At 61.9% G+C, this 22,226-nt stretch carries 20 protein-coding genes, 1 tRNA gene and 1 pseudogene; 14 read left to right on the top strand and 8 right to left on the bottom strand.

What is annotated here, in order from left to right; genetic code table 11:
• Positions 1–158: 158 nt before the first annotated feature.
• Positions 159–235, bottom strand: a tRNA-Arg gene (locus CQ002_RS23565).
• A gap of 371 nt (positions 236–606) precedes the next feature.
• Here CQ002_RS23565 and gabD point away from each other — a divergent pair.
• The 3 genes from gabD to CQ002_RS23550 all read left to right on the top strand — a co-directional run bounded on the left by gabD (position 607) and on the right by CQ002_RS23550 (position 4,860).
• Positions 607–2,049: an NADP-dependent succinate-semialdehyde dehydrogenase gene (gene gabD / locus CQ002_RS23560; RefSeq protein ID WP_025855477.1), complete on the top strand. Its 1,443-nt coding sequence runs from the start codon at positions 607–609 to the stop codon at positions 2,047–2,049.
• Between the two features lie 185 nt (positions 2,050–2,234).
• The gene (gabT, locus tag CQ002_RS23555; protein ID WP_025855478.1) at positions 2,235–3,512 is read left to right on the top strand and encodes a 4-aminobutyrate--2-oxoglutarate transaminase; all 1,278 of its coding nucleotides are present in this window, start codon (positions 2,235–2,237) and stop codon (positions 3,510–3,512) included.
• 139 nt (positions 3,513–3,651) lie between these two features.
• Positions 3,652–4,860: an HDOD domain-containing protein gene (locus CQ002_RS23550; RefSeq protein WP_105161463.1), complete on the top strand. Its 1,209-nt coding sequence runs from the start codon at positions 3,652–3,654 to the stop codon at positions 4,858–4,860.
• A 262-nt stretch (positions 4,861–5,122) separates the two neighbouring features.
• Here the strand turns inward: CQ002_RS23550 and CQ002_RS23545 are convergent, their stop codons facing one another.
• Entirely contained in the window at positions 5,123–6,124 is a 1,002-nt protein-coding gene (locus tag CQ002_RS23545; RefSeq protein ID WP_034101864.1) for a sensor domain-containing diguanylate cyclase, read from the bottom strand.
• Between the two features lie 188 nt (positions 6,125–6,312).
• Positions 6,313–7,497, bottom strand: coding sequence for a delta-9 fatty acid desaturase DesA (gene desA / locus CQ002_RS23540; RefSeq protein ID WP_034101865.1), 1,185 nt, complete (start codon positions 7,495–7,497; stop codon positions 6,313–6,315).
• Positions 7,498–7,662: 165 nt separating this feature from the next.
• Between desA and dibA the strand changes: the two genes are divergently transcribed.
• The 6 genes from dibA to CQ002_RS23510 all read left to right on the top strand — a co-directional run bounded on the left by dibA (position 7,663) and on the right by CQ002_RS23510 (position 13,997).
• Complete coding sequence (gene dibA / locus CQ002_RS23535) at positions 7,663–9,576, top strand: phosphodiesterase DibA (RefSeq protein ID WP_105161464.1); 1,914 nt, start codon at positions 7,663–7,665, stop codon at positions 9,574–9,576.
• 306 nt (positions 9,577–9,882) lie between these two features.
• On the top strand, positions 9,883–10,065 hold the full coding sequence (gene oscA / locus CQ002_RS23530) for a sulfur starvation response protein OscA (protein ID WP_007941032.1): 183 nt from the start codon (positions 9,883–9,885) through the stop codon (positions 10,063–10,065).
• A gap of 74 nt (positions 10,066–10,139) precedes the next feature.
• Positions 10,140–11,150 carry a sulfate ABC transporter substrate-binding protein gene (locus CQ002_RS23525; RefSeq protein WP_034101867.1) on the top strand — a complete coding sequence of 337 codons (1,011 nt, stop codon included), beginning with the start codon at positions 10,140–10,142 and terminating at the stop codon, positions 11,148–11,150.
• A gap of 158 nt (positions 11,151–11,308) precedes the next feature.
• Positions 11,309–12,127, top strand: a complete 819-nt coding sequence (cysT, locus tag CQ002_RS23520) for a sulfate ABC transporter permease subunit CysT (RefSeq protein WP_012721625.1) — start codon at positions 11,309–11,311, stop codon at positions 12,125–12,127.
• Positions 12,128–12,140: 13 nt separating this feature from the next.
• Positions 12,141–13,013 (top strand): sulfate ABC transporter permease subunit CysW, encoded by an 873-nt coding sequence (gene cysW, locus CQ002_RS23515; protein WP_034101868.1) that lies wholly within the window; start codon positions 12,141–12,143, stop codon positions 13,011–13,013.
• Positions 13,014–13,016: 3 nt separating this feature from the next.
• On the top strand, positions 13,017–13,997 hold the full coding sequence (locus CQ002_RS23510; protein WP_034101869.1) for a sulfate/molybdate ABC transporter ATP-binding protein: 981 nt from the start codon (positions 13,017–13,019) through the stop codon (positions 13,995–13,997).
• Between the two features lie 133 nt (positions 13,998–14,130).
• On the opposite strand, the gene CQ002_RS23505 is transcribed toward CQ002_RS23510, so the two are convergent.
• A complete protein-coding gene (locus CQ002_RS23505) occupies positions 14,131–14,655 on the bottom strand; it encodes a DUF962 domain-containing protein (RefSeq protein ID WP_034101870.1) in 525 nt (174 codons plus the stop codon).
• A gap of 83 nt (positions 14,656–14,738) precedes the next feature.
• On the opposite strand from CQ002_RS23505, the gene CQ002_RS23500 reads away from it, so the two are divergent.
• Positions 14,739–15,425, top strand: a complete 687-nt coding sequence (locus CQ002_RS23500; RefSeq protein WP_105161465.1) for a Crp/Fnr family transcriptional regulator — start codon at positions 14,739–14,741, stop codon at positions 15,423–15,425.
• A 37-nt stretch (positions 15,426–15,462) separates the two neighbouring features.
• Positions 15,463–15,828 carry a response regulator gene (locus CQ002_RS23495; RefSeq protein WP_069021030.1) on the top strand — a complete coding sequence of 122 codons (366 nt, stop codon included), beginning with the start codon at positions 15,463–15,465 and terminating at the stop codon, positions 15,826–15,828.
• A 127-nt stretch (positions 15,829–15,955) separates the two neighbouring features.
• Here CQ002_RS23495 and CQ002_RS23490 read toward each other — a convergent pair whose 3' ends face one another.
• Positions 15,956–16,960 carry an AraC family transcriptional regulator gene (locus tag CQ002_RS23490; protein WP_034101874.1) on the bottom strand — a complete coding sequence of 335 codons (1,005 nt, stop codon included), beginning with the start codon at positions 16,958–16,960 and terminating at the stop codon, positions 15,956–15,958.
• Between the two features lie 101 nt (positions 16,961–17,061).
• On the opposite strand from CQ002_RS23490, the gene CQ002_RS23485 reads away from it, so the two are divergent.
• Entirely contained in the window at positions 17,062–18,156 is a 1,095-nt protein-coding gene (locus CQ002_RS23485) for a fatty acid desaturase (protein ID WP_034101876.1), read from the top strand.
• Here the strand turns inward: CQ002_RS23485 and CQ002_RS23480 are convergent.
• The 3 genes from CQ002_RS23480 to CQ002_RS23470 all read right to left on the bottom strand — a co-directional run bounded on the left by CQ002_RS23480 (position 18,047) and on the right by CQ002_RS23470 (position 20,696).
• Entirely contained in the window at positions 18,047–18,982 is a 936-nt protein-coding gene (locus tag CQ002_RS23480) for a LysR family transcriptional regulator (protein WP_080758214.1), read from the bottom strand. The two genes, CQ002_RS23485 and CQ002_RS23480, sit on opposite strands and share 110 nt — an antisense overlap.
• A gap of 96 nt (positions 18,983–19,078) precedes the next feature.
• A complete protein-coding gene (locus CQ002_RS23475; protein WP_034101879.1) occupies positions 19,079–20,248 on the bottom strand; it encodes a CynX/NimT family MFS transporter in 1,170 nt (389 codons plus the stop codon).
• The gene (locus CQ002_RS23470) at positions 20,235–20,696 is read right to left on the bottom strand and encodes a nucleoside deaminase (RefSeq protein WP_034101881.1); all 462 of its coding nucleotides are present in this window, start codon (positions 20,694–20,696) and stop codon (positions 20,235–20,237) included. The genes CQ002_RS23475 and CQ002_RS23470 overlap by 14 nt, the downstream gene beginning before the upstream one ends.
• A gap of 106 nt (positions 20,697–20,802) precedes the next feature.
• Between CQ002_RS23470 and CQ002_RS23465 the strand changes: the two genes are divergently transcribed.
• Together CQ002_RS23465 and CQ002_RS23460 are read left to right on the top strand one after the other, a co-directional pair.
• Positions 20,803–21,654 (top strand): LysR family transcriptional regulator, encoded by an 852-nt coding sequence (locus CQ002_RS23465; protein WP_034101883.1) that lies wholly within the window; start codon positions 20,803–20,805, stop codon positions 21,652–21,654.
• Positions 21,655–21,891: 237 nt separating this feature from the next.
• Positions 21,892–22,226, top strand: a pseudogene (locus tag CQ002_RS23460) (energy transducer TonB); the annotation flags it as partial.

Below are 22,226 nucleotides of genomic sequence, written 5' to 3'. Positions count from 1 at the left end.
CCCCTCAGTTTCAATTATTTTAAAAGGTACATGAAGGGGTACACGAAGGGAAGATATAGGGAGAGGCAAGGAGAGATAGCCAGAAACAAGAAAGCCCGCACTAGGCGGGCTTCTTGAGGTGATTCGTAGACTGTCTGAGACAGGTCTAAACAGCTATATGGTGCACCCGGCGGGATTCGAACCCACGACCCCTGCCTTCGGAGGGCAGTACTCTATCCAGCTGAGCTACGGATGCTTGTGCGGGCGACATCATACCCATGTCGACCTTGGGCGTCCATGCTGGTCTTTGGGCGTTCACGCGTAGGAATCTGCTGCTTAGAGGCCCTGCGCCGGGGGCCGGTGATCGGGGTGCTGGAACCTGGCCCAAATACGCTGATCAGAAAGTTTCGGCAAATGCGCCGTTTTCGTTCTTTTTTTCGAACAGACTATTGCCCTGTACCCCCATTGATCCTAGGATTCGTTTGAGATTTCAAACGCTCTGTCTCCCGTGCGCTGTTCACTCAATGCCGCGCGCTGGGGCTGATTTCCCTGACGGCAGCCCACAAGGCGCCTTTCAACAACTCTAATTCGCTCCGCGTGCGCGCGGTGCTGTTAAGGAAAGCCGACATGCAGCTCAAAGATACCCAGTTGTTCCGCCAGCAAGCCTTTATCGATGGCGCTTGGGTCGATGCGGACAACGGTCAGACCATCAAGGTCAACAACCCTGCCACGGGTGAGATTCTGGGCACTGTGCCGAAGATGGGCGCTGCCGAAACCCGCCGCGCCATCGAAGCCGCCGACAAGGCCCTGCCGGCCTGGCGTGCGCTGACGGCCAAGGAGCGCGCCAACAAGCTGCGCCGTTGGTTCGAGCTGCTGATCGAAAACCAGGAAGACCTCGGTCGCCTGATGACCCTCGAGCAAGGCAAGCCGCTGGCCGAAGCCAAGGGCGAGATCGTGTATGCCGCGTCCTTTATCGAGTGGTTCGCCGAAGAAGCCAAGCGCATCTACGGCGACGTGATCCCTGGCCACCAGCCCGACAAGCGCCTGATCGTGATCAAGCAGCCGATCGGTGTGACCGCCGCGATTACCCCGTGGAACTTCCCGGCCGCGATGATCACCCGTAAAGCCGGCCCGGCCCTGGCCGCTGGTTGCACCATGGTGATCAAGCCGGCTTCGCAAACCCCGTTCTCGGCCCTGGCGCTGGTTGAGCTGGCGCACCGCGCCGGTATCCCCAAAGGCGTGCTGAGCGTGGTGACCGGCAGTGCCGGCGACATCGGTGGCGAGCTGACCAGCAACCCGATCGTGCGCAAGTTGTCCTTTACCGGCTCCACCGAAATCGGTCGCCAACTGATGGCCGAGTGCGCCAAGGACATCAAGAAAGTCTCGCTGGAACTGGGCGGTAACGCGCCGTTCATCGTGTTCGACGACGCGGACCTGGATAAGGCCGTCGAAGGCGCGATCATTTCCAAGTACCGCAACAACGGCCAGACCTGCGTCTGCGCCAACCGCCTGTACATCCAGGATTCGGTGTACGACGCGTTCGCGGAAAAACTCAAAGTGGCGGTGGCCAAGCTCAAGATCGGCAACGGCCTGGAAGAAGGCACCACTACGGGCCCGTTGATCGACGAAAAAGCCGTGGCCAAGGTCCAGGAGCACATTGCTGATGCGTTGAGCAAAGGCGCCAAGCTGTTGGCCGGTGGCAAGGTGATGGAAGGCAACTTCTTCGAGCCGACCATCCTGGTCGACGTGCCGAAGGACGCCGCCGTGGCGAAGGAAGAAACCTTCGGCCCATTGGCACCGCTGTTCCGCTTCAAAGATGAAGCCGAAGTGATCGCGATGTCCAACGACACCGAGTTCGGCCTGGCGTCCTACTTCTATGCCCGTGACCTGGGCCGTGTGTTCCGCGTGGCGGAAGCCCTCGAATACGGTATGGTCGGCGTCAACACCGGGTTGATCTCCAACGAAGTGGCGCCGTTCGGCGGCATCAAGGCCTCGGGCCTGGGCCGTGAAGGCTCCAAGTACGGGATCGAGGATTACCTGGAAATCAAATACCTCTGCCTGGGCATCTAACCCGTCCGGCAAGGCATTGCAGCAAACGCAAAGGGCACGAGAGCGCTGACCCTTTGCGTGCTTTAAAACGTTATTCGTAGTGGCCGGGAAAGCTGTGGCAGTCGATCATCGCATGCTGCCGTAGTTGCCTCCCCGCCACGTATTCCTTGGACCACGCCACACGATGAGTGGCGAATGAGGACTTTATGAGCAAGACCAACGCATCCCTGATGAAACGCCGCGAAGCCGCTGTACCGCGCGGTGTTGGCCAGATTCACCCGATCTTCGCCGAATCCGCGAAGAACGCCACCGTGACCGACGTTGAAGGTCGCGAGTTCATCGACTTCGCCGGCGGTATCGCCGTGCTGAACACCGGCCACGTGCACCCGAAAATCATCGCTGCCGTCACCGAGCAGTTGAACAAGCTGACCCACACTTGCTTCCAGGTCCTGGCCTACGAGCCCTACGTGGAACTGTGCGAGAAAGTGAACGCCAAGGTTCCAGGTGATTTCGCCAAGAAAACCCTGCTGGTCACCACCGGTTCCGAAGCCGTTGAGAACGCCGTGAAAATCGCCCGTGCCGCCACTGGCCGTGCCGGCGTCATCGCGTTTACCGGTGCCTACCACGGCCGCACCATGATGACCCTGGGCCTCACCGGTAAAGTCGTGCCTTACTCGGCCGGCATGGGCCTGATGCCAGGCGGCGTGTTCCGCGCGCTGTACCCGAACGAACTGCACGGTGTGAGCGTTGACGACTCCATCGCCAGCATCGAACGCATCTTCAAGAACGATGCCGAGCCCCGTGATATCGCGGCGATCATCATCGAGCCAGTCCAGGGCGAAGGCGGTTTCTACGTCGCGCCTAAAGCCTTCATGAAGCGCCTGCGCGAGCTGTGCGACAAGCACGGCATCCTGCTGATCGCCGACGAAGTGCAAACCGGTGCCGGCCGTACCGGTACCTTCTTTGCCATGGAACAGATGGGTGTTGCCGCCGACCTGACCACCTTCGCCAAATCCATCGCTGGTGGCTTCCCCCTGGCCGGTGTGTGTGGCAAGGCGGAATACATGGACGCCATCGCTCCAGGCGGCTTAGGCGGCACCTACGCCGGTAGCCCGATCGCTTGCGCGGCCGCGCTGGCGGTTATGGAGGTGTTCGAAGAAGAGCACCTGCTGGACCGCTGCAAAGCCGTCGGCGAGCGTCTGGTGACCGGTCTGAAAGCCATCCAGGCCAAGTACCCGGTGATCGGCGAAGTGCGTGCCTTGGGCGCGATGATTGCGGTCGAGCTGTTCGAAGATGGCGACAGCCACAAGCCGAACGCCGCTGCCGTTGCCTCCGTGGTCGCCAAGGCGCGCGACAAGGGCCTGATCCTGCTGTCCTGCGGCACCTACGGCAACGTCTTGCGCGTACTGGTCCCGCTGACCTCGCCGGACGAGCAGTTGGACAAAGGCCTGGCGATCATCGAAGAGTGCTTCTCCGAGCTGTAAGCGGAAGCTGACCTGATCGACAGGAAAAACCCGCTTCGGCGGGTTTTTTTATGCCGATTACCGCCTATTCAGGCCGTGTTCATTGTACGTAGGCGCCTTCATTGTCTAAGGTTGCAGCATTGCCGATGGAGCGTGCTGGATGACTGCTGTTGATTTACCCGCTGTACCCCGCGTGTTGATTGCCGAGGCGGACCCTTGGTCGCGGGACCTGCTCAAGCACGTGTTGTTGAATGTGCGCTGCGATGCGCGGCTGGATGTGTGTGCCGACGGGCAGCACGCCGCCACGTTGCTGCGGGAAAAGACCTATGACCTGATCCTCGCGGATTGGGAACTGCCGGGCATCGACGGCCTGAGCCTGCTGCGCAGCGTGCGCCAAAAGCGTCGCTCGCCCGCGCTGCCCTTCATTCTGCTCAGCAGCCGCAATGACAGCGCCAGCGTGCACGAAGCCTTGCCCCTGGCGCCCACGGCCTACCTGAGCAAACCCCTGAACATGGAAGGCCTGACACAGCGTCTGCAAGACCTGTTGCTCAACGAAGGCGAAAACGTCTACTGCGAGATCCCACCCCTGGCGCCCGGCATGACCTTGCCGGTGTTCCTGGAGCGCCGCCGCGAGGCCTCGGATGGCGCGCCATTGCGCGTGGATGTGAAAGCCGCCGTGCAACACAGCCTTGGGCCGGACGGCCTGGACCTCAAGCATCTGGAAGACCAGGTGCGCATGGACCCCCAAATCACTGCCGTGTTGATCGCCGCCGCCAACAGCGCCGGCCATCACGGCACTCCGGTGCAAACCCTGCCCGCCGCCCTGCATAAGCTGGTGCCGGGGCAAAGCATGAACCTGATCCTGGGCTTGGCACTCAAGCACAACATCGTACTCGGTGACCCGGCGCTGGTGGCCTACGCCGAGCGCCACTGGCAATTGTCCCTGGACACGGCCGACTACGCCCAACGCCTGGCGCGCATGCTGGAACTGGACGATGAGCGCTGCTACAGCGCCGGTATCCTCCATCGGTTGGGCGACCTGGCGCTGCTGCGTTGCCTGGAAGACTGGCGCCAGGGCGGTGGTGCGTTGGATGACGAAACGATTGGTGAGTCGCTGTACACCTTTGGCGCCGCCTATGGCTCGGCGCTGCGGGCGCGTTGGCGTTTGCCGTTGGAACTGCGCCAGTTGATTGCGGCGACCTATTCCCTGGAGGGCGGGGTGTATGGCCTCGATGCGCTGGTGATGAACCTGGCGGCGCAGATGGCGCGCTTGACCGAGCACGAAGGGCTGGAAGCGCTGGCGGCGGGCAAGACGGCGCGATTGCTCAAGGTCGGCTTGTCGGAACTCACCCGGGTGCGCAAAGCCTAGAGCGCCACGCCCCCCAATGTGGGAGCGGGCTTGCCCGCGAAAGCGTCGTGTCAGTCGACACATGTGTCACTGCGTCCCGCCTTCACACGGGTACGCAAGGCCCAGAGCGCCACGCACTCCAATGTGGGAGCGGGCTTGCCCGCGAAAGCGTCGTGTCAGTCGCCACCTGTGTCACTGAGCCCCGCCTTCACACGGGTGCGCAAGGCCCAGAGCGCCCCGCTCCCACATTGGTGTTTACTGTTGCAGATGAAGGTGTTCGGGTTCAGCCCGCGATGACGCGGTTCTTGCCCAGGCGCTTGGCCTCATACATGGCCGCATCGGCGCGGGCGAACAGGCTGTCCAGGGTTGAGTCTGCCTCGGTGAGGCTGGCCAGGCCCTGGCTGATGGTCACGCTGAAGGCCTGGCCTTCGTAGCTGAAACTCAGCTCCTGGATCTCTTTGCCCAATCGCTCGGCCACCTGCAACGCCATCTCTGGCGCGCAGCCGGGCAGCACCGCGGCGAATTCTTCGCCCCCAATACGCCCGAACAGGTCACCCCGGCGTAACACCCCGCGGCCGCTCTCGGCGATGCGTCGCAGCACCTGATCGCCCTCCAGGTGCCCGTAGGTGTCGTTGACGTCCTTGAAATCATCGATGTCCAGCAACAGGAAGGACAGCGGCGCGCCTTGGGCGCAGGCGCTGTCGAATGCCTGGTTGGCGCATTCGAAGAAGTGCCGGCGGTTGCTGCTCTGGGTCAGCACGTCGGTGGTCGCGAGACGGTGCAGCTCCAGTTCCATCTGTTTCTTTTCGGTGATGTCTTCGGCCATGCCCACCACGATCAGCGGCTCGCCTGGTTCGACCTGCTGGTTGATATAGCACTTGTCGCTCAACCAGCGAATCTGCCCGTCTGCGGTGATGATGCGGTATTCGCGATCTTCCACGGCGGTCTGTTCCAGCACGCGGGCCAGGCTGTGCTCGGCATAGTCGAGGTCTTCGGGGTGAATGCTGTTGCGCCACTCCCGGTAGTCTGCCAGCAGCAGGGCGGAGGAGCGGCCGAACACCCGCTCGTAGGCAGGGCTTACGTACAGCACGCGGCGGGTTTCCCAGTCGATGGCCCACAGCACGGCGTTCACGCTGACCAGCATTGAGCTCAGCAGCTGCTCACGCTCGCTCAGTCGCTCGACTTCGCCCTGGGCATGCATCAACGCCAGCAGGGTCGCCGCCGCTGCTGGGCGGGGATGCTCAGCAATGGGGGCGTCGATTAAGGAGGACTTTTCGTGAACCATCGGCACAACTCTCTCTGGGCGCGCCGCTCATTGGAGCAGCGGTCACTACAAGGGGCCACCATGATGGCGAAGTGTTCATTGAGAGAGGCGAATTGCAGTGAAGTTCCGTCAACAGGACCGATTGCCGGTGACCGAGAAATGACGCCAAAAAGCTGATAGGCGGGAGGGGAGCCCCTCCCGCCGCACTGTCAGACGGCTGCAGGACGCAGCGAATAGGTCTTCAGTTGGTGAGCAAAATCCCTCAGGGATTGGATGCCGCTGGCCTCGGCTTCGTGCACCCATTCCTTGATGGCCGCCAACATGTCGTGCCCGTTGGAGCTGGTCTTGAGCCAGATCTGCTGCAGCGCCAGGCGCTTTTCATAGATCACTTTAAGGGCGTGGCTGTGTTCCAGCATGCTCTGGATACGCACGTGGTGGCGGTCATCCAGCAAGCTGGTTTCCCGCGACAACAGGCGCTTGGCACGGTGGAATTGGTGGCGAACCGAGTGATCGACCTTTTCCAGCTCCTGCTTGACCAGCGGGCCGATTACCAACTTGCGGTACTGGGCCATGATCTGGAAGCGGTTGTTGAGGATCGCCATGGCAGTGTCCATGTCCAGGTGGCCCTTGCCTTCCACGCGGTGGGCGATCGGCGCGACGCGCTGGACCTTGGCCAGGCGCAGGAAACTGAACACCTTGATCCATGCCCAGCCCAGGTCGAACTCCCACTTCTTCACCGACAGTTTGGCGGAGTTGGGGTAGGTATGGTGGTTGTTATGCAGCTCTTCGCCGCCGACGATGATGCCCCACGGCACGAGGTTGGTCGCTGCGTCACGGCATTCGAAGTTGCGATAGCCCACGGCATGCCCCAGGCCGTTGATCACGCCGGCCGCCCAGAACGGAATCCACATCATCTGGATCGCCCAGATGGTGATGCCGATGGTGCCGAACAGCATCAGGTCGATCACGCCCATGATCGCCACGCCCAACAGCGGGTAGGGGGTGTAGAGCTTGCGCTCGATCCAGTCGTCCGGGCAGTTCTTGCCGTAGATGCGCAGGGTCTCGGGGTTTTCGGCCTCGGCGCGGTACAGCTCGGCGCCTTTGCGCAGGACAGTGGACAGGCCCTTGATGACCGGGCTGTGCGGGTCGTCGACGGTTTCGCACTTGGCGTGATGCTTGCGGTGGATGGCGGTCCACTCGCGGGTGTTCTGCGCCGTGGTCAGCCACAGCCAGAAGCGGAAGAAGTGTTTCAGGCCGGCATTGAGCTCCAGGGAGCGATGGGCTGAATAGCGGTGCAGATAGACCGTGACCGCAACAATGGTCACGTGGGTCATCAACAGAGTGACTGCCACCAGTTGCCAGGCTGACAAGTCAAGAAAACCGTTGTACCACATAGGCTGTATGGCCCTCAGATAAAGAAAAGAACAGCTCACGCATTATCACTAAGCCTACACAGAAAACCAGCCACGCTTTCAGATAGGAGTGACTGGATGTTTCTTATTCTATAATCCGCAGCCTTTGTAGGGCGATTCTGTTTTTGGGTAAGGATTACTGACCATATGCTGTTTTCATACCGAGGTGCCCTGCGTGTGGGGCTGGTATACCTGCTGGTTTCCGTTCTGTGGATAGGCCTGACTCAGCGGTTATTGATCGAGTTTCTCGATAACCCGAGTGACCTGAACCACTGGCTGCAGGTGCGCGGCTACGTGTGGGTGGCTCTCAGTGCTCTGGCGATTTACCTGCTATGTGCACGGTTTGCGCGCGCCCACCAGCTGCAGCAGCCCCTGGAGGAAAACCGCGAACGCCTGCGCCAGGCCGCCGCCGTGTTCGATTGCACCCGCGAAGGCGTGCTGGTCACTGATGCCCGGGGACTGATCGTCCACGTCAATCGCGCATTCATGGAGATCACCGGCTATCGGCGCGAAGACGTCATGGGCCAGCAGCCCAGCCTGTTCAAGTCCGGTCGCCATTCGTCGAATTTCTACCAGCAGATGTTCCAGAGCCTGGAGCGCACGGGTGAATGGAGTGGTGAAATCTGGAACCGCCGCAAAAGCGGCGAGATTTATCCACAGTGGCAAACCATTCGTGTGATTCACGATGACCACGGCAATGTCAGCCATTACGTCGCGGTGTTTTCCGATATCAGCGCCATCAAGGACTCCGAGCACGAACTGGCGCACCTCGCGCATCACGACCCGTTGACCGACTTGCCCAACCGCCTGCTGTTCACCGACCGCGCCGAGCAGGCGCTGGCCTCGGCGCAGATCCATAAGCGCGGTTGCGCCCTGCTGTTGCTGGACCTGGACCACTTCAAGATCATCAACGACAGCCTGGGCCATAACGTCGGCGACCAGTTGCTCAAACTGGTCGGCGAGCGGCTCCAGGCGCTGTTTGGCCCCGGCGTGACCCTGGCGCGCCTGGGTGGCGATGAATTCGCCGTGCTGGCGGAAAGTTGTCCACAGGTGGCGCAAGCGGCCGGCTTGGCGCAACGCATGCTGGATGCGATGAAACAACCATTCATCTTTGACGGCCATCAGCTGTTTATCAGTGCCAGTATCGGTATCAGCCTCTTCCCCAACGACGCGCTCAGCGCCGAACAATTGCTGCGCAACGCCGATTCCGCGCTGTTCAAGGCCAAGAGCGCTGGCCGCGAAAGCTACGCCTTGTACACCGAAGAACTGACTGCCCATGCACAGAACCGTGTGGAAATCGCCAGCGAGCTGCGCCGCGCCCTTGAGCAGCAAGAGCTGTGCGTCTACTACCAGCCGGTGCACGACCTCAACGGCAGCCGCCTGATCGGCGTCGAAGCGCTGGTGCGCTGGCAGCACCCGGAGCGAGGCCTGGTGCCGCCTGGTGAATTTATCCCGATTGCCGAGCGCACCGGGCTGATTGCCGACATCGACGCCTGGGTGATGGACCAGGCTTGCCGGCAGATGTGCGACTGGCTGGGGCAGGGCGCACCGTTGGGTTTTATCGCGATCAACGTGTCCAGCCGCCTGTTTGCCCGGCGCGAACTGTACGAACAGGTTGCCCAGGTCTTGCACCAGACCGGTCTGGACCCGGCCTTCCTGGAATTGGAAGTCACCGAAAGCGCAGTGATGGATGACCCGGAAGTGGCGCTGGAGCAACTGCACCGCCTGCGCGAACTGGGCCTGCGGCTGGCCATCGATGATTTTGGCACCGGTTATTCGTCGCTGTTGCGCCTCAAGCGCCTGCCGGTGCAGAAGCTCAAGATCGACCAAGGCTTTGTTGCCGGGTTGCCCTGGGATGAAGACGACGCCGCCATCGTGCGCGTGGTGATCGCCCTGGCCAAAAGCATGGGCATGCAGGTGCATGCCGAAGGGATCGAGCAGGTGGAGCAGGCGCGGTTCCTGCTCGACCAGCAGTGCGACATGGGGCAGGGGTATTGGTTTGGCCGGCCAGTGCCGGCGGGCGAGATCGATTGGTCGCGAGCACCCGCCATTCGAGGGTGAAATGCGGGCAACAACGGGGGAGCGGGCGTGCTCGCCAATGCGGTGTTCCGGTAGGCGACGCGATGACCGAACGGGCGCTTTCGCGAGCCCGCCCGCTCCCACATCGGGAGCTGCTCAAGGCTTTATTTCACCACGCAAACACGAAAAACGTCCGCAACCCCACGCCGTACCAGAAAATTCTTTCTGGTTATATAAACATTCTTAAATAGTATTTTTAAGAATATCCGCGCTTATCTACTATCGCCCTCACGCCGCAAGCAGTGCCGCCACTGCAAGGCACGCACTATTCATTTCAGGAGCGAGACCATGAGCGCATCTCTACGTAGCGTCGACGGCCAGGACGAAGCAACCATTTTGCGTGAGATCCAGAGCGCCCTGCGCGATCTGCGGTTTGGCGCAGTGGAAATCACCGTGCATAACGCGCAAGTGGTACAGATTGAACGCAAGGAAAAATTCCGTCTGCAGAACCCGGGTAACAAACCGAGCTAGGCAAGAACGGCGATTCGCATGCTAGACCCGCAACTATAAGAAAAAGCCAACACCCCAGAATTTCAGGAGCTTCTATGTCGTCGATTCGCCGTTATGCCCTGGCCGCCCTGGCCAGCGCCGTGTTTGCAGGTTCCGCGGTTGCCAAGGACTACGAGTTGCTCAACGTCTCGTACGACCCTACCCGTGAGCTGTACCAGGACTACAACGCGGAGTTCACCAACTTCTGGAAACAGTCCCACCCAGGTGACAACGTCAAGATCCAGCAATCCCACGGTGGTTCGGGCAAACAAGGCCGTGCCGTGATCGACGGCCTGCGCGCCGACGTGGTCACCCTGGCCCTGGCGGGCGACATCGACGAGATCGCCAAGCTGGGCAAGACCCTGCCCGAAAACTGGCAGACCCGCCTGCCGGACGCCAGCACCCCGTACACCTCGACCATCGTGTTCCTGGTGCGCAAGGGCAACCCTAAAGGCATCAAGGATTGGGGCGACCTGGTCAAGAAAGACGTCTCTGTGATCACCCCCAACCCGAAAACCTCCGGCGGTGCCCGCTGGAACTTCCTCGCCGCCTGGGCCTACGGCCTCAAGGCAGGCGGCAGCGAAGCCAAGGCCCAGGAATACGTGAAAGAGCTGTTCAAGCACGTGCCTGTGCTGGACACCGGCGCGCGCGGTTCGACCATCACCTTCGTCAACAACGGCCAGGGTGACGTATTGCTGGCCTGGGAAAACGAGGCGTTCCTGGCCCTGAAAGAAGACGGCGGCGCCGACAAGTTCGATATCGTCGTGCCTTCCCTGTCGATTCTCGCAGAGCCACCCGTGGCCGTGGTCGACAAGAACGCCGAGAAAAAGGGCAATACCGAAATCGCCACCGAATACCTGAAACACCTGTACAGCCCGGCTGGCCAGGAAATTGCGGCCAAGAACTTCTACCGCCCACGCGATGCAAAAGTGGCTGCCAAATACGCCCAGCAGTTCCCGAAACTGGACCTGGTGACTATCGACAAAGACTTCGGCGGCTGGAAAACTGCCCAACCGAAATTCTTTAACGACGGCGGCGTGTTCGACCAGATTTACACCGCGCAATAACGCAATCTGGCGGCGCACGCTTTACCCTGTGGGAGCTGGCTTGCCTGCGATAGCATCACCGCGGTGTGACTGACATACCGAGGCGCTTGCATCGCCGGCAAGCCCGCTCCCACAGGACGTGTGTGCCTTCAGTGGTTTTCCCTTGACCAAGGACTCTTATGTCGCGTCGTATCTCCCCCGTCATACCCGGCTTCGGGCTGACGCTGGGCTACACCGTGGTGTACCTCAGCCTGATCGTACTCATCCCCCTCGCGGCGATGTTTGTACACGCCGCTCAACTCACCTGGGATCAGTTCTGGAACATCATCTCCGCACCGCGTGTGCTGGCGGCGTTGCAACTGAGCTTCAGCACCGCGCTGTACGCCGCGCTGATCAACGGCGTGATTGGCACGCTGCTCGCCTGGGTGCTGGTGCGCTATACGTTCCCCGGCCGCAAGATCATCGATGCGATGATCGACCTGCCATTCGCCCTGCCCACCGCCGTCGCCGGTATCGCGTTGACGGCGCTCTACACGCCTAACGGCCTGGTTGGCCAGTTCGCCGCCGACCTGGGCTTCAAGATCGCCTACACCCCCTTGGGCATCACCCTGGCGCTGACCTTCGTCACCCTGCCGTTCGTGGTGCGCACGGTGCAGCCGGTATTGGCCGATATCCCTCGGGAAGTCGAAGAGGCCGCCGCCTGCCTGGGTGCCAAGCCGTTGCAGGTGTTCCGCTACATCCTTGTGCCTGCGTTGCTGCCTGCCTGGCTGACCGGCTTCGCCCTGGCGTTTGCCCGTGGTGTCGGTGAGTACGGTTCGGTGATCTTCATCGCCGGTAACATGCCGATGAAAACCGAGATCCTGCCGCTGCTGATCATGGTCAAGCTCGACCAGTACGACTACCGCGGCGCCACGTCCATCGGCGTGCTGATGCTGGTGGTTTCCTTTGTCCTGCTGCTGCTGATCAACTTGCTGCAGCGGCGCATCGAACGTCCATAAGGAGGCGCGGAACATGTCCCAATCGTCTATTTCCGCCGCGTCCTCGGCCAACGCCGCCCGGCGTGGCAGTGCTGCATCCCGGCGCGTTCTGATCGGCCTTGGCTGGCTGGTGTTTGCCCTGTTCTTGCTGTTGCCGCTGTTTATCGTGGTCACCCAGGGCCTGAAAAACGGCCTCGGCGCGTTCTTCACCGCGATCCTCGAGCCGGACGCGCTGTCAGCGCTGAAACTCACGGTGATCGCCGTGGTGATTTCGGTGCCGCTCAACTTGGTGTTCGGCGTCAGCGCCGCGTGGTGCGTGAGCAAATACTCGTTCCGTGGCAAAAGCATCCTGGTGACACTCATCGACCTGCCGTTCTCGGTGTCGCCGGTGATCGCGGGCCTGGTCTATGTGTTGATGTTCGGTGCCCAGGGCTTCTTTGGCCCGTGGCTGCAGGACCACGACATCCAGATCGTGTTCGCCTTGCCTGGCATCGTGTTGGCGACCATCTTTGTCACCGTGCCCTTCGTGGCCCGTGAACTGATCCCGCTGATGCAGGAGCAGGGCACTCAGGAAGAAGAGGCCGCACGCCTGCTCGGTGCCAATGGCTGGCAGATGTTCTGGCATGTGACCGTGCCGAATATCAAGTGGGGCCTGATCTACGGCGTGGTGCTGTGTACCGCGCGGGCCATGGGTGAGTTCGGCGCGGTGTCGGTGGTGTCCGGCCACATTCGCGGCGTGACCAACACCCTGCCGCTGCATGTCGAGATTCTCTACAACGAATACAACCACGTTGCCGCGTTTGCGGTGGCGAGTCTGCTGCTGATCCTGGCGCTCTTCATCCTGCTGCTCAAGCAGTGGAGCGAGAACCGTATCAATCGCCTGCGCGCCGCTGCGGCTGAGGAATAAGTCATGTCGATCGAAGTCCGTAATGTCAGCAAGAACTTCAACGCCTTCAAAGCCCTGAACAGCATCAATCTGGACATCCAGAGTGGCGAGCTGGTGGCGTTGCTCGGCCCGTCCGGCTGCGGCAAGACCACCTTGTTGCGCATCATCGCCGGCCTGGAAACCCCGGATGACGGCAGCATCGTGTTCCACGGTGAAGACGTGTCCGGCCACGACGTGCGTGATCGCAACGTCGGCTTTGTGTTCCAGCACTACGCGCTGTTCCGCCACATGACCGTGTTCGACAACGTAGCGTTCGGCCTGCGCATGAAACCGAAAAACCAGCGCCCGAGCGAAAGCCAGATCGCGGTCAAGGTGCATGAGCTGCTGAACATGGTGCAACTGGATTGGCTGTCCGATCGCTACCCGGAGCAACTTTCCGGTGGCCAGCGCCAGCGTATCGCCCTGGCCCGCGCCCTGGCGGTGGAACCCAAAGTGCTGCTGCTGGACGAGCCCTTCGGCGCACTCGACGCCAAGGTGCGTAAAGAACTGCGCCGCTGGCTGGCACGGCTGCACGAAGACATCAACCTGACCTCGGTGTTCGTGACCCACGACCAGGAAGAGGCCATGGAAGTCGCCGACCGTATTGTGGTGATGAACAAGGGCGTGATCGAGCAGATCGGCTCACCGGGCGACGTCTACGAAAACCCGGCCAGCGACTTTGTGTATCACTTCCTCGGCGACTCGAACCGCCTGCACTTGGGTGAAGACAAGCACGTGCTGTTCCGCCCTCATGAAGTGTCGCTGTCGCGCCATGAACTGGAAGATCACCATGCGGCTGAAGTGCGTGATATTCGCCCGCTGGGCGCGACGACGCGTGTGACGTTGAAGGTGGAAGGCCAAAGCGAGCTGATCGAAGCGGAAGTGGTAAAGGACCACGACAGCCTGACCGGCTTGGCGCGCGGCGAGACCCTGTTCTTCAAGCCCAAGGTCTGGCAAAAAGCCTGAGTCTACCAACACCGCAAAACCCCTGCGGGAGCCGGGCTTGCCCGCGATGGCGAACTGTCGGTCGACAATGATGTTGGCTGGCCCAGCGTCATCGCGGGCAAGCCCGGCTCCCACATTTGATCTCCAGTGTCTGTTAGACCGTGGCGTTTTTCGCACGTACCGCCACCGGCCCCGACCGTTGCTCGATCTGCTGCTTGAGCCCCTGCCGCAACCCCAGCAGAAACGCCAGCTCCGCCACCACAAACAACGGCCCCACGATCAGCCCTGACACGTCGTCCACAAACGCCGGCTTCCTGCCTTCGTAGTAGTGCCCGACAAACTGGATCACCCAGCCCACCACAAACATACCGATGCCGCTGCTGAGCCACACCAGCGTGCTTTGTGCGGCCAGCGCATGCCCGGCCCACACCGACAGGCCCATCAGCACACTCATCAGTGCACCCAGCGCCCGTTCCAGGCGCAGGTAAAACCACGCCGCAAGCAGCGCGACAATCACGGCGGGCGAAATCCACAGGCTGCCCAGTGCCCATTCGGGGCGTGACAACAACACGGCCACCGCCACCACAATCAGCGGAATGCCGATAAAGTGGCTGGCGATATTGCGCGGGTCGCGGTGGTAGGCGGCGTATTGACTGAGATGGTCGACGAGGCTTTTCATTGTTATTCCTCCTGTAGGATGTTTGATCATGCCCTGTCAGCCTCTGGCGCACTGTCAACTGGGCGACAATCTTCGGAGTTCACATGGATGCAGAACAATGGCGCTCCCGGTTGGCCACCGGTCACTGGTTCAGCCACCTGCCGGCGCCTTTTCAGCATAGCTTGCTGGCTCACGCCCGATTGAGACAGCTCACGGCGGGCCAGTACTTGTTCAAGCGCGGCGACCCGCCCTGTGGCTTGTATGCGGTACTCGACGGCAGCCTGCGGGTCAGTGCGGTGAACGAGCAGGGCAAGGAAGCGATTCTCAGCCTGGTGGAGTCGCCCTTTTGGTTCGGTGAGATCTGCCTGTTCGATGGCTTGCCGCGTACTCACGATGCCTGCGCTGTCGGGCCGTGCACGCTGTTGCAGGTGCCCCAACAGGCGCTGCTGAACATCCTCGAGGAGACGCCCCGGTACTGGCGCGACCTGGCGCTGCTGATGAGCCAGAAGCTGCGCCTGAGTTTTATCAGCCTCGAACACCTCAGCCTGATGCCGGCCTCGGTTCGGTTAGCTCATCGTCTGTTGATGATTGTTGAAGGTTACGGCGATATCGAGCATTCAAAGCGTGTGCTGCAGCTGCCCCAGGAAGACCTGGCGGCGATGTTGAGCCTGTCACGCCAGACCACCAACGCCTTGCTCAAGGATCTGCAAGCCCTGGGGATCGTGCGCCTGGGCTACGGCGAGATCGAAATCCTCGATCCCCAGCGGCTTCGGGAGGCGGCGCACACCTGAGGATGTTAGCCTGCAGGCCTATCAATCGAGGTGTGTTATGCGCGTGCTGTTAGTGGAACATGAATCCGAAGAAGCACAGCGGATGGCCCAGGGCCTGAACGAGGCCGGCTACAGCGTGGAAGTCGCGGCCAATGGCATGGCGGCGCAGCGGCTTGTCGAGAGCGCCGAGTACGACCTGGTGATCCTGGATGTGATGCTGCCGGGGCTCAATGCCTGGAAACTGCAGCAGGCCATCCGCCAGAAAGGGCAGACGCCGCTGCTGTTCCTGACCACGCCCGGTGGGATTGAAGACCGCCTGCGCGGTTTGGAATTGCATGAGGATGACTACTTGCTCAAGCCGTTTGAGGCCAAGGCGTTGGTGGCGCGGGTCAAGAAGGTGTTGCGGCGCGATCGCGGGCGTTGATCGACCTGACATGCCCAGTGCTTGAACCTGCGCCTTCGCGAGCAAGCCCGCTCCCACACTTGGAATGCGCTCCCCTGTGGGAGCGGGCTTGCCCGCGATAAGGCCCTGGAAACCAGCACAAATCCTTCTATCGCAACCCATCCCGAAACTGCCCCGGCGTGATCCCCGTCCAGCGCTTGAACGCGCGGTTGAAGCTGCTGGTATCGGCGAAGCCGAGCAAATGACTGATCTCGGCCAATGAGCACTGCGGGTCGCGCAAGTGCAGCAACGCCAGGTTTTCCCGGCACTCATTGAGCAACGTATCAAACCGACAGCCTTCATCCGCCAGGTGCCGCTGCAAGCTGCGCAGGCTCAGGTGCAGGGCCTGGGCGATGCGCTCGGCACTTGGCTCGCCATCCGGCAATTGCGCCTCGATGGCCGCGCGCACCTTGCGCTCCCAGGTCAGCGGTTGCAGCTGGGCGAGGGTGCGCTTGAGCACGGTCTCGTTGTGCTCGGCCAGTTCGGGGTTGGCATCGTCCAGGTGGCTGTCGAAATCCCGTGCGGCGAACTCCAACCAGTCTTCCTCGGCGCCGAAAAACACCGGCGCCCGAAATACCGCGTGCCAGGGCTTGGGATCGGCCGGCTCCGGCCGGCGCAGGTGCACCGCCAGCGGCGCGTACTCGCGGCCCAGGCGGTTACGGCAGGTGCGCACGTAGATCGCGGCAAAGGCGTCGATGGCCTCCAATGCCGGCGCCGGACTGCCCGGGGGCTGCAGCAAGCGAAAACGGTAGCGCTCGCCCTCGCGACTCAGCTCCAGCGTCAGGGCATCGCTGACGACCTGGTGATACCGCACGATGCGTTCGAACACCTCGCGCAGGCTGCCGCTGGCCACCAACGCATAGCCCAGCGCATGAAAGGTGGTGGGGCTGACAAACCGCGACACCCGCAAGCCAATCGAAGGGTCACCGCTGGCTTGCACCGCCAGCTCCCACAAGCGTGTCGTGGCCGAAAGCGGGTAGCGCGCATTGGGATCGTCCATCTGCTGCGGGTCGAGCCCGGCTTGCGCACACAACGCGGCGCTGTCGAGGCCCAGGGCGTCGAGCTGCTTGCGCAGGGCGCGGGTCCAACTGGCGAGGGACGTAGGTTCGGTCATGGCAATTGGCGCTTGCGGTCAACAGGTTGGCGTGTGGGGCTAGCATCCTGCGACATCGCTTGGGGCAGGATGTGAGCATCAATAAGCAAGAGGATGGAAGCATGGACGGTACTTCTGCAAGTCCCCAGCAGATGAACGCACAACAGCGTTCGGCGCATATCCGCGAAGTGGTGCTGGCCGAGGGCGTGCGCTTGCGCCAGCAACACCCCTGGTTGCTGCACCAGGACGCATTGGGCGCGGGCATCCTGGCGTTTGCGCTGGTCGGCATGCTCGGCTCGGCGGCGCTCTACATCAGCGGTCATATGGCGTGGTGGGTGTGTCTGTTGCTGAACGCGTTCTTTGCCTCGCTGACCCACGAGCTGGAACATGACTTGATCCACAGCATGTACTTTCGCAAGCAGCGCCTGCCCCACAACCTGATGATGGGCCTGGTGTGGCTGGCGCGGCCGAGCACCATCAACCCTTGGGTGCGCCGGCACCTGCACCTCAACCACCACAAGGTGTCGGGCACCGAAACCGACATGGAAGAACGCGCCATCACCAACGGTGAACCCTGGGGGTTTGCGCGCTTGCTGATGGTCGGTGATAACGTCATGTCGGCGTTTATCCGCATCCTGCGGGCCAGGACCTGGAAGCACAAACTGAACATCCTCAAGCGCTCGCTGCTGGTGTATGCGCCGCTGGCGCTGCTGCACTGGGGGGCGTGGTATGTGTTCCTCGGCTTTCATGCCGCCAATGGCATCGCCAGCCTGCTGGGCGCGCCAGTCGAATGGTCAGCCGGCACCCTGCAGATAATGCAGGTGATCGATATCGCCGTTGTGGTGATCATCGGCCCGAATGTACTGCGCACCTTTTGCCTGCATTTTGTCAGCTCCAACATGCACTACTACGGCGATGTGGAACTGGGCAACGTGATCCAGCAGACCCAGGTATTGAACCCGTGGTGGATGTGGCCGCTGCAAGCGTTCTGCTTCAACTTCGGCAGCACCCATGGCATCCACCATTTCGTGGTGAAGGAGCCGTTCTACATTCGCCAGATGACCGCCAAGGTGGCGCACAAGGTCATGGCCGAGATGGGCGTGCGCTTCAATGATTTCGGCACGTTTGCGCGGGCCAATCGGCTTGGTTTTCCACCGCCTGCAGGGTTTCGATCAGCGCCTTCGCCGCAGGCGACAAGCGCACCCCAGCGCGGCTGATCACTGCGCAGCGGTTGTTCAGGCTGTCCAGGGCCTGAGGCAGGTTGCGCCAGTGCAGCACCTGCAGTTCGCCACGGGCGAATGCGTCGACGAAGGCTTCCTCGGCGCCCAGGCCAATGGCGTCGGATCGCTGCACGATAGTGGCCAGCGCGGCAAACTGCTCAAGCTCGATCGCGGGGGCAAAGTCGATGCGCCCGCTGAGATTGGCCAGCAGTTTGCGAATCCCCGGCGCGATCAGCGGTGTGGCGAGTGGGTAGCCGAACAGGTCGTTGGTGGACAGGCTGTCCTTGGCCAGCAGCGGATGCCCTGTACGGCAAAAAAACACGCTGCGCCGTGGCGCCAGGGCCTGGGTCTGAAAGTTCGGGTCAGCCTCGAAGTGACGCACATCGGCGATAAAGAATTCGATCTCTTCACGGTTCAGGCTGCGCCCGAGTTTTTCCCAGTTATCCACTTGCAAGGCGGTGCGTACCTTGGGGTAGGTGGAGATAAAGCGCGCCATGGCCTGGGGCACCAGGTTCACGGCAGCCACGGCGTCGCTGCCGAAACGCACTTCGCCGGCATCGAGTTTGGTCATGCGCGTGACTTCATGGCTCAGCAATGCCGCGCCTTGCACCAGGCTCAAGGCGTGTTGCAGGACCACCTGGCCTTCGGGCGTGGGGCGCAGGTCTTTTGAGGCGCGGTCGACCAGCACGCAACCGAATTCCTGCTCCAGGCCCTGGATGCTGCGGCTGAACGCAGGCTGCGTGATTCCCATGGCGTCCGCCGCACGTACGAAACTGCGGTGCTCATTGAGCGCGATGAAGTAGCGCAGTTGGCGAAGGTCCATGTGTGCCCGGCATCCTGTTGGGGAACCGGGATTTTAAGGTGACTGCTTATTCCGTCAATGAAGCGTGTTTGTTTTATCTAGACCTTAAATGCATATCTATAGAGCAGGCGCCGTGCGATAGGAGGCGGGGCTGAACACCCGTGTCACCACCAGCATCGCGACCGCCGTCACCGTGAGTACCACCCAGGCGCTGACAAAGCTGCCGGTGAGTTCACGCAGCCAGCCGGTCAGCCATGGCGAAATCGCATTGATCAAAAAGCCTACGCCCTGCACGAAGGCCGCCAGTTGCCCGGCTTGGCGAGGGTCGCGGTGATGGTCCAGGGTCAGCAGCAGGCTCAGGGCAAAACACGCCCCCAGGCCGAAGCCGCACAGCGCCACCCACAGGTGGGGAAACTGCAACGGCGCGAGCAGCAGGCCGAGATAGCCGATGGTCTGGGCCAGCAGGCTGATCCACAGCAATGGCCGACGGTCGATCCCGCGTTGCGCCAGCACCGGCATCAACAGCGCGGCGATCACCTGGAAGATGGTCATGAAGGCCAGCAATGAACCACTGGGCAATACCCCCCAGCCCAATTGCTGGTAGTACGCCGGCAACCACGCCACCATGCTCATATAGCCGCAATTGACCAGCCCGAAGTACAGCGCCAGCAGCCAGGCGCGGCGGTTGCGCAGGCCCTGGAATGCAGGCGCTACCCGTGGGTTTTTCGCGGCGCCCAGCGGCAACCAGGCCCACAGCAGCAACGCCGCCAATGCTGGCAACCACCACACGCCGAGCCCGGCTTGCCATTGCTGGAAGTGGCTGGCCGCCACCGGGCTGAGCAGGGCCGCCAGGCCGCCACCGGCCATCAACGACGCCGAATACACACCCATTGCCACTGGCACGCGGTGATGGAACTCACGCTTGATCATCGCCGGCACCAATGCCTGGATCAGCGCTACGCCGGCACCGCCGAGCAAGGCCGTGACCAGCAAGACGGAGCCTTGGCCCATCAGCCAGCGAGCCAGGCACGCCAGCAGAATCATCACCAGGCCCAGGGCGATGCCTCGTCGCTCGCCCAACTGCGCTTCAACGCGCACGCCCACCAGCGCCACCAGGCCCATGCACACCACCGGCAAGCTGGTGAGCAGTGCACTGCTCTGGAAGCTCAGGCCGGTGGCCTGGCGTATCTCGCCGAGCAACGGGCTGATGGAACTGAGGATCGGGCGCAGGTTGAGTCCCAGGACCATCAGCAGGCCCCAGCCAGCGAGGGATTTATTCAGGGGCATGCAGGGTTTTCCACTCGCGATACAGGGCGGTCATGGCCGCGTCGGGCAGATGCTGGATGTTCAGGCGTTGTTCGCTCAATGGCAGCCCTACTTGCTGACCGATCGCCGCCGTTGACAGGCCAAACGGCTCGGCCATGGCGTTGCTGGCGGCAAACACTACCCGCTCCACGCCGCACAGGTACATGGCGCTCAGGCACATCGGGCAGGGTTGGCCGCTGGCATAGATCACACAGCCGTCCAGGCGCGCCCCGAGCAGCTTGCTCGCCGCACGGATCGCCAGCAGCTCGGCGTGGGCGGTGGGGTCCTGGGTCAGGTGGATTTCATTCACGGCCTCCACCAGCACTTCGCCGTTGCGCGTCAACACTGCGCCAAACGGCCGGCCACCATGGGCGACATTGGCCTGGGCGAGTCGGATGGCGCGTTGCAGGTGCAGGTGATCGTCGGTCATGGGGATCCCTCGGGGCAGGATGAAAGGTGAAGTATGGGCAGCCGTCGAGGTATTCTGAAATTAAATATAACCATGCCAACCAGTGGCAAATGGAATGGTGAGCGCCATGTTCGATCCCGTGTTGTTGCGCAGCTTTGTTGCCGTGGTGGATTGCGGCAATTTCACCCGCGCCGCCGAGCGCTTGCACTTGACCCAGTCCACCGTCAGCCAGCAGATCCGCCGTCTGGAGGAGGCGGTGGCGTGCCAGTTACTGGACCGTGACCAGCGTCGCGTGGTCGCCACGGCCGAGGGCGAGCGGTTGCTGGCTTATGCGCGGCGCATCCTCGCACTGCATGAAGAGGCTGCCGATGTATTGATCAACCAGCAAAGTGATGGCGTGTTGCGCCTCGGCGTGCCGGAAGACTTTGCCGCCGAACGCTTGATGCCTCTGCTTTCGTCTTTTGTGCTGGCCTATCCGCGGGTGCGCCTGGAGGTCACCAGTGGCCTTGGTCCGGAGTTGCAGCGCCAGTATCGCAGCGGTGAGTTCGATGTACTGCTGGTCAAGCAGATGGGCGACAGCGATGACTGCGTGGCCTCGTGGCCGGAGCCGTTGTGCTGGGTCGACAGTCGCAGCACGCCGTCCCTGGGGCGCGACCCTTTGCCGTTGGTGGCCTTCCCGGTGGGTGGCCTGTACCGCAATGAAATGCTCCAGCACCTGGAAGTGGGTGGCTGGCGCTGGCGCATCGGTTACTCCAGCGCGAGCCTGGCCAGTGTGTGTTCAGCGGTGGCGGCGGGATTGGGCATCAGTTTGCTGCCCCGCCGAGTCGTGCAGCCGGGGCATGTGGTGCTGGGCCCGGACAGCGGTTTGCCGAAGGTCCAAGGTGTACGGTTGGCGTTGTATGGGCGCAGCGGTCTGGGCGCGGCGGGGCAGACGTTACAGCGCCAATTGCTCGATTTGTGCGCAAACAGCCCTGCCTGAGCCATGCCTTTGCTGAATATTTTGTATGCCTGGAAAGCATTGAGAAAACACCCCTGGTCGCCAGGCCGCGCAGGACGCGGGCTGGGCGTTTCGGGAGTTTTATTTATGCAATTTAGATCTATGTATAACTTTAAAGATTACTTTAAGAGATAAGCGTCTGGCCCCGATGATTCAGCCCTCGACGGCCTCCAGGCAGGCCTGTCGGTTTTTTGTTTCAAAACCGTAGGGAGTGAATCAATGGGCAATGTCCAGACCGCCGCCAGTGCACACGAGGCGCAATGGCGCCAGGCACCGAGTGGTGAGTTGGTCGACCTTGGCCGGGCGCACCGCGCGCCGTTGGGGCAACTGCGAACGCAGAAGACGCCAAAGCGTTTTTCAAGCCGTCGCGAAGGGATCCTGCTCGGTCTGCTGGTGCTGGCTCTGCACGGTGCGGTGATCTACTGGGTGAGCCAGAAGCCCACCCCGGTGCTGCCGATCGTGCCGCCTGAAATCCCGCCGATGACCATCGAATTTGCCCAGCCAGCGCCGCCGGTGGTGGAACCTCCACCGCCTGTGCCGCCACCCCCACCGCC

The organism is Pseudomonas sp. MYb13, from assembly GCF_002980075.1.
GTDB lineage: Bacteria > Pseudomonadota > Gammaproteobacteria > Pseudomonadales > Pseudomonadaceae > Aquipseudomonas > Aquipseudomonas lurida.
The sequence above is the reverse complement of the archived record's forward strand: the minus strand, read 5'-3'. Positions and strand labels throughout refer to the sequence as shown.

What these genes read in the sequence shown, in the direction of transcription:
- gabD (WP_025855477.1), top strand. Translation starts at nt 607, where the DNA reads ATGCAGCTCAAAGATACCCAGTTGTTCCGCCAGCAAGCCTTTATCGAT.
- gabT (WP_025855478.1), top strand. Translation starts at nt 2,235, where the DNA reads ATGAGCAAGACCAACGCATCCCTGATGAAACGCCGCGAAGCCGCTGTA.
- CQ002_RS23550 (WP_105161463.1), top strand. Translation starts at nt 3,652, where the DNA reads ATGACTGCTGTTGATTTACCCGCTGTACCCCGCGTGTTGATTGCCGAG.
- CQ002_RS23545 (WP_034101864.1), bottom strand. Translation starts at nt 6,124, where the DNA reads ATGGTTCACGAAAAGTCCTCCTTAATCGACGCCCCCATTGCTGAGCAT.
- desA (WP_034101865.1), bottom strand. Translation starts at nt 7,497, where the DNA reads ATGTGGTACAACGGTTTTCTTGACTTGTCAGCCTGGCAACTGGTGGCA.
- dibA (WP_105161464.1), top strand. Translation starts at nt 7,663, where the DNA reads ATGCTGTTTTCATACCGAGGTGCCCTGCGTGTGGGGCTGGTATACCTG.
- oscA (WP_007941032.1), top strand. Translation starts at nt 9,883, where the DNA reads ATGAGCGCATCTCTACGTAGCGTCGACGGCCAGGACGAAGCAACCATT.
- CQ002_RS23525 (WP_034101867.1), top strand. Translation starts at nt 10,140, where the DNA reads ATGTCGTCGATTCGCCGTTATGCCCTGGCCGCCCTGGCCAGCGCCGTG.
- cysT (WP_012721625.1), top strand. Translation starts at nt 11,309, where the DNA reads ATGTCGCGTCGTATCTCCCCCGTCATACCCGGCTTCGGGCTGACGCTG.
- cysW (WP_034101868.1), top strand. Translation starts at nt 12,141, where the DNA reads ATGTCCCAATCGTCTATTTCCGCCGCGTCCTCGGCCAACGCCGCCCGG.
- CQ002_RS23510 (WP_034101869.1), top strand. Translation starts at nt 13,017, where the DNA reads ATGTCGATCGAAGTCCGTAATGTCAGCAAGAACTTCAACGCCTTCAAA.
- CQ002_RS23505 (WP_034101870.1), bottom strand. Translation starts at nt 14,655, where the DNA reads ATGAAAAGCCTCGTCGACCATCTCAGTCAATACGCCGCCTACCACCGC.
- CQ002_RS23500 (WP_105161465.1), top strand. Translation starts at nt 14,739, where the DNA reads ATGGATGCAGAACAATGGCGCTCCCGGTTGGCCACCGGTCACTGGTTC.
- CQ002_RS23495 (WP_069021030.1), top strand. Translation starts at nt 15,463, where the DNA reads ATGCGCGTGCTGTTAGTGGAACATGAATCCGAAGAAGCACAGCGGATG.
- CQ002_RS23490 (WP_034101874.1), bottom strand. Translation starts at nt 16,960, where the DNA reads ATGACCGAACCTACGTCCCTCGCCAGTTGGACCCGCGCCCTGCGCAAG.
- CQ002_RS23485 (WP_034101876.1), top strand. Translation starts at nt 17,062, where the DNA reads ATGGACGGTACTTCTGCAAGTCCCCAGCAGATGAACGCACAACAGCGT.
- CQ002_RS23480 (WP_080758214.1), bottom strand. Translation starts at nt 18,982, where the DNA reads ATGGACCTTCGCCAACTGCGCTACTTCATCGCGCTCAATGAGCACCGC.
- CQ002_RS23475 (WP_034101879.1), bottom strand. Translation starts at nt 20,248, where the DNA reads ATGCCCCTGAATAAATCCCTCGCTGGCTGGGGCCTGCTGATGGTCCTG.
- CQ002_RS23470 (WP_034101881.1), bottom strand. Translation starts at nt 20,696, where the DNA reads ATGACCGACGATCACCTGCACCTGCAACGCGCCATCCGACTCGCCCAG.
- CQ002_RS23465 (WP_034101883.1), top strand. Translation starts at nt 20,803, where the DNA reads ATGTTCGATCCCGTGTTGTTGCGCAGCTTTGTTGCCGTGGTGGATTGC.